Annotated in this window: 7 protein-coding genes; 2 read left to right on the top strand and 5 right to left on the bottom strand. The window is 41.4% G+C overall.

Features of this window, described 5'->3' with window-relative positions; all coding sequences use genetic code 11:
* Positions 1-717: 717 nt before the first annotated feature.
* On the top strand, positions 718-1,026 hold the full coding sequence (locus EWV66_RS14940) for a hypothetical protein (protein WP_249264871.1): 309 nt from the start codon (positions 718-720) through the stop codon (positions 1,024-1,026).
* Between the two features lie 565 nt (positions 1,027-1,591).
* Here the strand turns inward: EWV66_RS14940 and EWV66_RS14945 are convergent.
* A complete protein-coding gene (locus tag EWV66_RS14945; RefSeq protein WP_052277311.1) occupies positions 1,592-2,545 on the bottom strand; it encodes a branched-chain amino acid ABC transporter permease in 954 nt (317 codons plus the stop codon).
* A 650-nt stretch (positions 2,546-3,195) separates the two neighbouring features.
* Here EWV66_RS14945 and EWV66_RS14950 point away from each other — a divergent pair.
* Positions 3,196-3,768: a manganese efflux pump MntP gene (locus EWV66_RS14950; protein ID WP_002789282.1), complete on the top strand. Its 573-nt coding sequence runs from the start codon at positions 3,196-3,198 to the stop codon at positions 3,766-3,768.
* Here the strand turns inward: EWV66_RS14950 and queC are convergent.
* The 4 genes from queC to EWV66_RS14970 all read right to left on the bottom strand — a co-directional run.
* Positions 3,757-4,485 (bottom strand): 7-cyano-7-deazaguanine synthase QueC, encoded by a 729-nt coding sequence (queC, locus tag EWV66_RS14955; protein WP_052277313.1) that lies wholly within the window; start codon positions 4,483-4,485, stop codon positions 3,757-3,759. The two genes, EWV66_RS14950 and queC, sit on opposite strands and share 12 nt — an antisense overlap.
* The gene (locus EWV66_RS14960) at positions 4,485-4,847 is read right to left on the bottom strand and encodes an aspartyl protease (RefSeq protein ID WP_052277314.1); all 363 of its coding nucleotides are present in this window, start codon (positions 4,845-4,847) and stop codon (positions 4,485-4,487) included. Before EWV66_RS14960 ends, queC begins: the two co-directional genes overlap by 1 nt.
* On the bottom strand, positions 4,844-5,161 hold the full coding sequence (locus tag EWV66_RS14965) for a hypothetical protein (RefSeq protein ID WP_046661710.1): 318 nt from the start codon (positions 5,159-5,161) through the stop codon (positions 4,844-4,846). Before EWV66_RS14965 ends, EWV66_RS14960 begins: the two co-directional genes overlap by 4 nt.
* A gap of 52 nt (positions 5,162-5,213) precedes the next feature.
* Positions 5,214-5,409 (bottom strand): hypothetical protein (locus EWV66_RS14970; protein WP_287107938.1); only part of this gene is annotated, 196 nt, incomplete at its 5' end.

Here is a 5,409-nt window from a genome sequence, read left to right on the forward strand (position 1 = left end):
ACCAGAACAGAGTAAATCTGTTCAGGCAGGTGCGGAACCCCGCAAGGGAAAGAAGCAGAAACCTAAATCGTGAGGTTTGGGAATCACCGTCCGTTTACGGCGGTGAGGATGTCAAGAATTTATCACTCTGATAACACTAGAGGACAAAGACAACAGAAGGTGGGGAGTAGGGGCAATTCATGAATTGCCCCTACTGGCGGGCGCATCGCACGGGTCATCTTTTACATCAGCCGAGGGGCGGCTTCTGTGATAGGCCGCCAATTGCGAATCGAGTTGCTCTGATGAGCTTCTGGTATTGCATTATGAACTGGAGGCGGCGTGAATTCTGCTTAAGGGAAAACGCTATGGCTCAAGTAGCGGTTAGCGAAATTTTGAACCCTATTACCGAATCTGACACACCGCGCCACAATCCCTCACGGAAGGCGATAGGTCGCCTGAGAAGCAGTAAAACAGGGGAAAATACCTGAAACTCTTTCCCCTGTGAATCCCTAAGCTAGGGAGAAGAATATAAAGATTTATTAAATTGTAACTTTTGCTACAGTTGTGGGGGTAGTGTGTATGCTTCCGCTATCTCCCTTTGGTGTTGGGTTGGGGTGTTGCTTTACCTAGCTACGAAGAAGCGATCGCACTACCCGCAATTTCAACAATGGCATGGGCAAGGATGCGCGAGTCTATCTCGATTCGATAGAAACACTACTAAAAAGATTAATATTCATTATGGGTTGGAGAAATTCACTTTTACTAACATTGTTGATTTTGGTTGTTGTCATTGGTCTTGACAAGATTACAGGAATTTCTATCATGGGTGGAGTTGTCTTAGTGACAGCACTTTGGGCAGCAATTGATTCCCATAGAATAGAACTTCATAAGTATAAAATTACAGGATCATTCGTACCATCATTTGGTAATTCATGGTCAGTTTTTTTGTTTGTATTTCTACTTTGGGTGTATTGTTTTCCTGCCTATTTGATTATTAGAGGAAAGATTCTTAAAGGAATTATACCTTTAAGAAACGAAGACGAATAAGGCTACCAATGAATCCAGACTAACTCCCCTCTCCTGCTCCCAGAGGGGTTGGGGGAGAGGTCAAATCATCAAACCATTATCTATCAACGAGTTGCTCATCGCCAAGAAATTTATAAAATTTTCCCTTAGTGCGATAACATGATCTTGTATGGTATTTTCTTCAAACGCAAACTAAAACCTTCCCAATCTACCGAAAAAGAAACCACAAAAGCTGGCTAAATTGTTTCTAAAAATACCATAAATGCCCCTTCATTCAGTAAAACTCGTAGGTTGGGTTGACCCAAGGAAACCCAACAACTTCCTGGAATATTTTCACAATCTTGGTTGGGTTTCGCCTTTTGAGCCGATTGGTAATACCTGCTCAATAATAATAGCTCAACCCAACCTACGGCTGTAACGTTTTCTTTACATTAGCCGGAAGGGGGATATCCGTATCAGCAGGGTGGGTTAGGAGACAGGAGTAGGGACTGGGGAGTTTTTTGCTGTGAACAGTAAACAGTAATCAATTACCTGAAAACTAAAATCTGATCAGTGATCACTGATAACTGATCACTGATCACTGTAATTAGGAATCAACTTGACTAAGAGAGGAACGTCTTTTAAAAGGCATTAGTTTTTTGATTAATTCAGGTGTAATTAAGCCTTGGGGATAAAAAATAGTTCCCAAAACAATTAAAATTCCAAAAATAATCAAACGACCATCGCGCAAGAAATTACCTAACCAAATTGGTAAACCATTCACGCCACCGAGGGCGCGTAAAACTTCGGGCAAAGCAGTTAAAACAATGCCTCCCACCACCGGCCCGACAAAAGTTCTTGAACCACCAATTAAAACGAAAGCCAAGAAAATAATACTGGCATCAAAAGTTCCCTGACGAGAATTCCAAGTATTGAGAAAATGGGCGCTTACCGCTCCCACAACTGCCGCTAAAACCGCCCCGAAAGTGAAGGATAAAACTTTGTGATAGGTGGGATTAATTCCCATGGACGCAGCGGCCAATTCATCGGCACGAATGGCATTAAATGCCCGACCAATTTTGATGTTTTCTAACCGGTAGAGAAACAGCATAGTTAGGAATAAGAGGGGCAAAGCCAGCCAAAGGTAGGCTAATTGAGTGGTGAAAGGTTGGGGAATGGCAAAAATACCGACCGCACCGCCGGTTATCTCGAGATTAAGGGCAATAATTCTCAAAATTTCTACCCAAGCGATCGTGGCAATAGCTAAATAAATACCTCGCAAACGGAGAACAGGAATACCTAAAACTATGGCTAATATTCCCGCAATAATGCCAGCAATTAACATTTCTAAAAAGACCAAAGCCAGGGGATAATTGCTACCGGTATTAGTAAAAACTTTCGTGGAAAGAATGGCAGCCACATAACCACCTAAAGCGTAAAAACCGGGGGTTGCTAAGGATAATTGACCGGCCATTAAGGGCAGATAAACTGAAAGGCCTAAGCTGGCTCCAAATATCATTGAAACAATTAAAAAACCATAGGTGTTAAAAAAGTCAGCCATGTTTTCGGTGAGCGGTTATGGGGTGTTTAAGTTAGGGGAGTCAATTAGCTAATTTTATCACCGTTCTCTCCCACCTCATTCTCCGGTAATTCTCGAAATTATCATGATTTTTTACTTGGCACTTTTCCTATATGGTAGCGTTAGCCACCTTAAAAGCAGATGGGATGATCGATGATGGGAAAAAGGTATCTTCCTTAACTTTGTCTGGGAAAAAATTCGGGGGAATTTATGAAACAGCAGCATTGGTTGGTTAACTCCGAAAACCGGTTAGTCGGACTCCTACGGCTGAATTTCCTGATAAAATCGCAGTAGCGGGCGCAAAAGTCCTATAAGCTGAGGATATCATCAGTTTTACCCCAGAAGCGATCGATCAGGTGCAGGCGATCGGTGAGGAACCAGTAATATGCTTTTAAACGTTTTCAATTCGATCCTCTCACTAATTAAGTAGCTGGTTATAATTAAATTAAAAATGGATTTTAGGTTCGATCCCCCCTGCCCCCCTTGATAAGGGGGGTGCCGATAGGCGGGGGGATCTGACAACTTTTAACGCCTACCTACTGATAAATGAGAGGATCATGAGATAAATATGAAAGTTTTTTGGGGAAAAATTAGTTAAGATAAGGGGAAATTATAAGGATAAACAAATATAGATGTTTACTTCACTCGAACTTTTGACCATTTCCTTTGTAGCCGTGGGATTAGCCGCCGATGCCGTGGCCGTTTCTCTGACCAGTGGCCTGATGATTCGTCATATTCATGTTAATAAGGCTTTGAAAATTGCTTTGTTTTTTGGGGGATTTCAAGCGATTATGCCGATGATCGGTTGGGGTATTGGTCTAACTTGTCGCGATTTCCTCGCCTCTTTTGACCACTGGATCGCTTTTATTATTTTAGGGGCGATCGGCAGTAAAATGATCTACGAAGCTGTTCAAAATGATGACGAGGAAAAAAAATTTAATCCTCTAGATTCCTATACTTTAATCGGATTAGCGATCGCTACTAGCATCGATGCTTTAGTAGTTGGTTTGGGTTTATCGATGATTAAAACTCCCTTACTTTTAGCTTGCACTGTCATCGGTTCTATTACCTTTGCTTTATGTTTTATAGCTGTTTTTATCGGGCATAAATTCGGTAATTTATTTAGCCAAAAGGTGGAAATTCTCGGCGGTTTAGTTTTAATATTAATCGGCAGTAAAATCCTTATTGAACATTTAATTGCCTAGATTATCTCCATTTTTCACTATCCTCCCTATTTTCCCCGACTGTTTCAACAGGGGAGTGGCTAATTCGGGATAACCGGCCTCAATTAAAGCCTGATCTCTGATGCGACAGGAATCGCATAAACCGCAGGGTTCAACTTCTCCTTGATAACAAGACCAAGTATCAGCAATGGGAACCCCTAAACTAACGGCACGACGGACGATATCTACCTTACTATCCATCACCAAAGGGGCAATTAATTGGGGTGCTTTCCCTTCTAAACCCGCTTTCGATGATAAATTAGCTAAAGTTTGAAAGGCCTCTAAATACTGGGGACGACAATCGGGATAACCGGAATAATCCACCGCATTAATTCCTAAATATATCGCCTCCGCTTCCCTTGCTTCTGCTAAAGAAAGAGCGATCGAAATAAAAACTGTATTTCTCCCCGGCACATAGGTAATCGGGATAATATTCGGGTTAATTCCCTCTTGGGGAATAGCAATAGATTGATCCGTTAAAGCGGAACCTCCCCACAAAGATAGATTGACTTCGATCAGATGATGTTCTTTAATATCGAGGAAATTAGCAATTTTTTTCGCCGCTGCTAATTCCCGCTCGTGTCTTTGTCCATAACGAAAGGAAAGGGCGATTAATTGATAACCAGCAGCTAAAGCGATCGCTGCTGTTGTCGCTGAATCTAATCCCCCAGAAAGTAAAATAATCGCCTTTTTTGTCATTATCCTAATGTCACCTGTGTTTGTTGATAATTAGCTACTAAGATAAATTGTTTGAGCCACTGGGAACCTAACAAAATCTCCTGAATTGCCTCCCCTGCAAAGACGGGAATTTCGTATTCCTGACCATCAATTCTTACTCTGCCTAAATATATATCAAAAAATGCTTCTCCTTGGGCAGTGCGTAACTTATCTTGGTTTAAAAATGGCCATTCAAGACTGCGAGCATCTTGGTCATTCATAACACAAAACTCCGTGAAACCAGTATCTAGCATAGCTTCTACAGGTAACACCAGACCATTAGGGCTGACTAAATCGATATCAAAATAAATTTGACCATTTTCTCCAAATCTCCCTTCCATCATATTCTGCCACTAACTCCAGTTTCATTAATGCCAAAGATATGATGGATTTTGTCGGGATATTTTGCCCTTGCTTTTTTACTGGCCACTTCTTTGTCGGGATCGATAAAATAATCGCCGCTATCGGGTTCGATCGCAATGTACCAACCATAATAATGTTTCATTAACCGGGGCTGTAAACTCTGAAAAATCGGCCAACAACGATGATAAAATTCTAATTGTCGGGCGCGATGTTTGGCCTTTTCTTCCTCGGTAGATTGAATCTCCGGAAAAACTCGACCACGACGCACTACTCGTTCAGAATTGTTGTTAGACATAGTATTTAACCTCTTGTTAGTCAATTAGGGGTTGGGAATTATGAATTATGAATTATGAATTGGGGAGATGGGGAGACCACTTCATGCGCGTTGCGGGGGGAGATGGGGATATGGGAGCAGGAGAAAAAAGCTGATAACTGATAACTGATAACTGATAACTGATAACTGATAACTGATAACTGATAACTGATAACTGATAACTGATAACTGATAACTGATAACTGATAACTGATAACTGATAACTGATA

The organism is Microcystis sp. M_OC_Ca_00000000_C217Col, from assembly GCF_007095585.1.
Classification (GTDB): domain Bacteria; phylum Cyanobacteriota; class Cyanobacteriia; order Cyanobacteriales; family Microcystaceae; genus Microcystis; species Microcystis panniformis.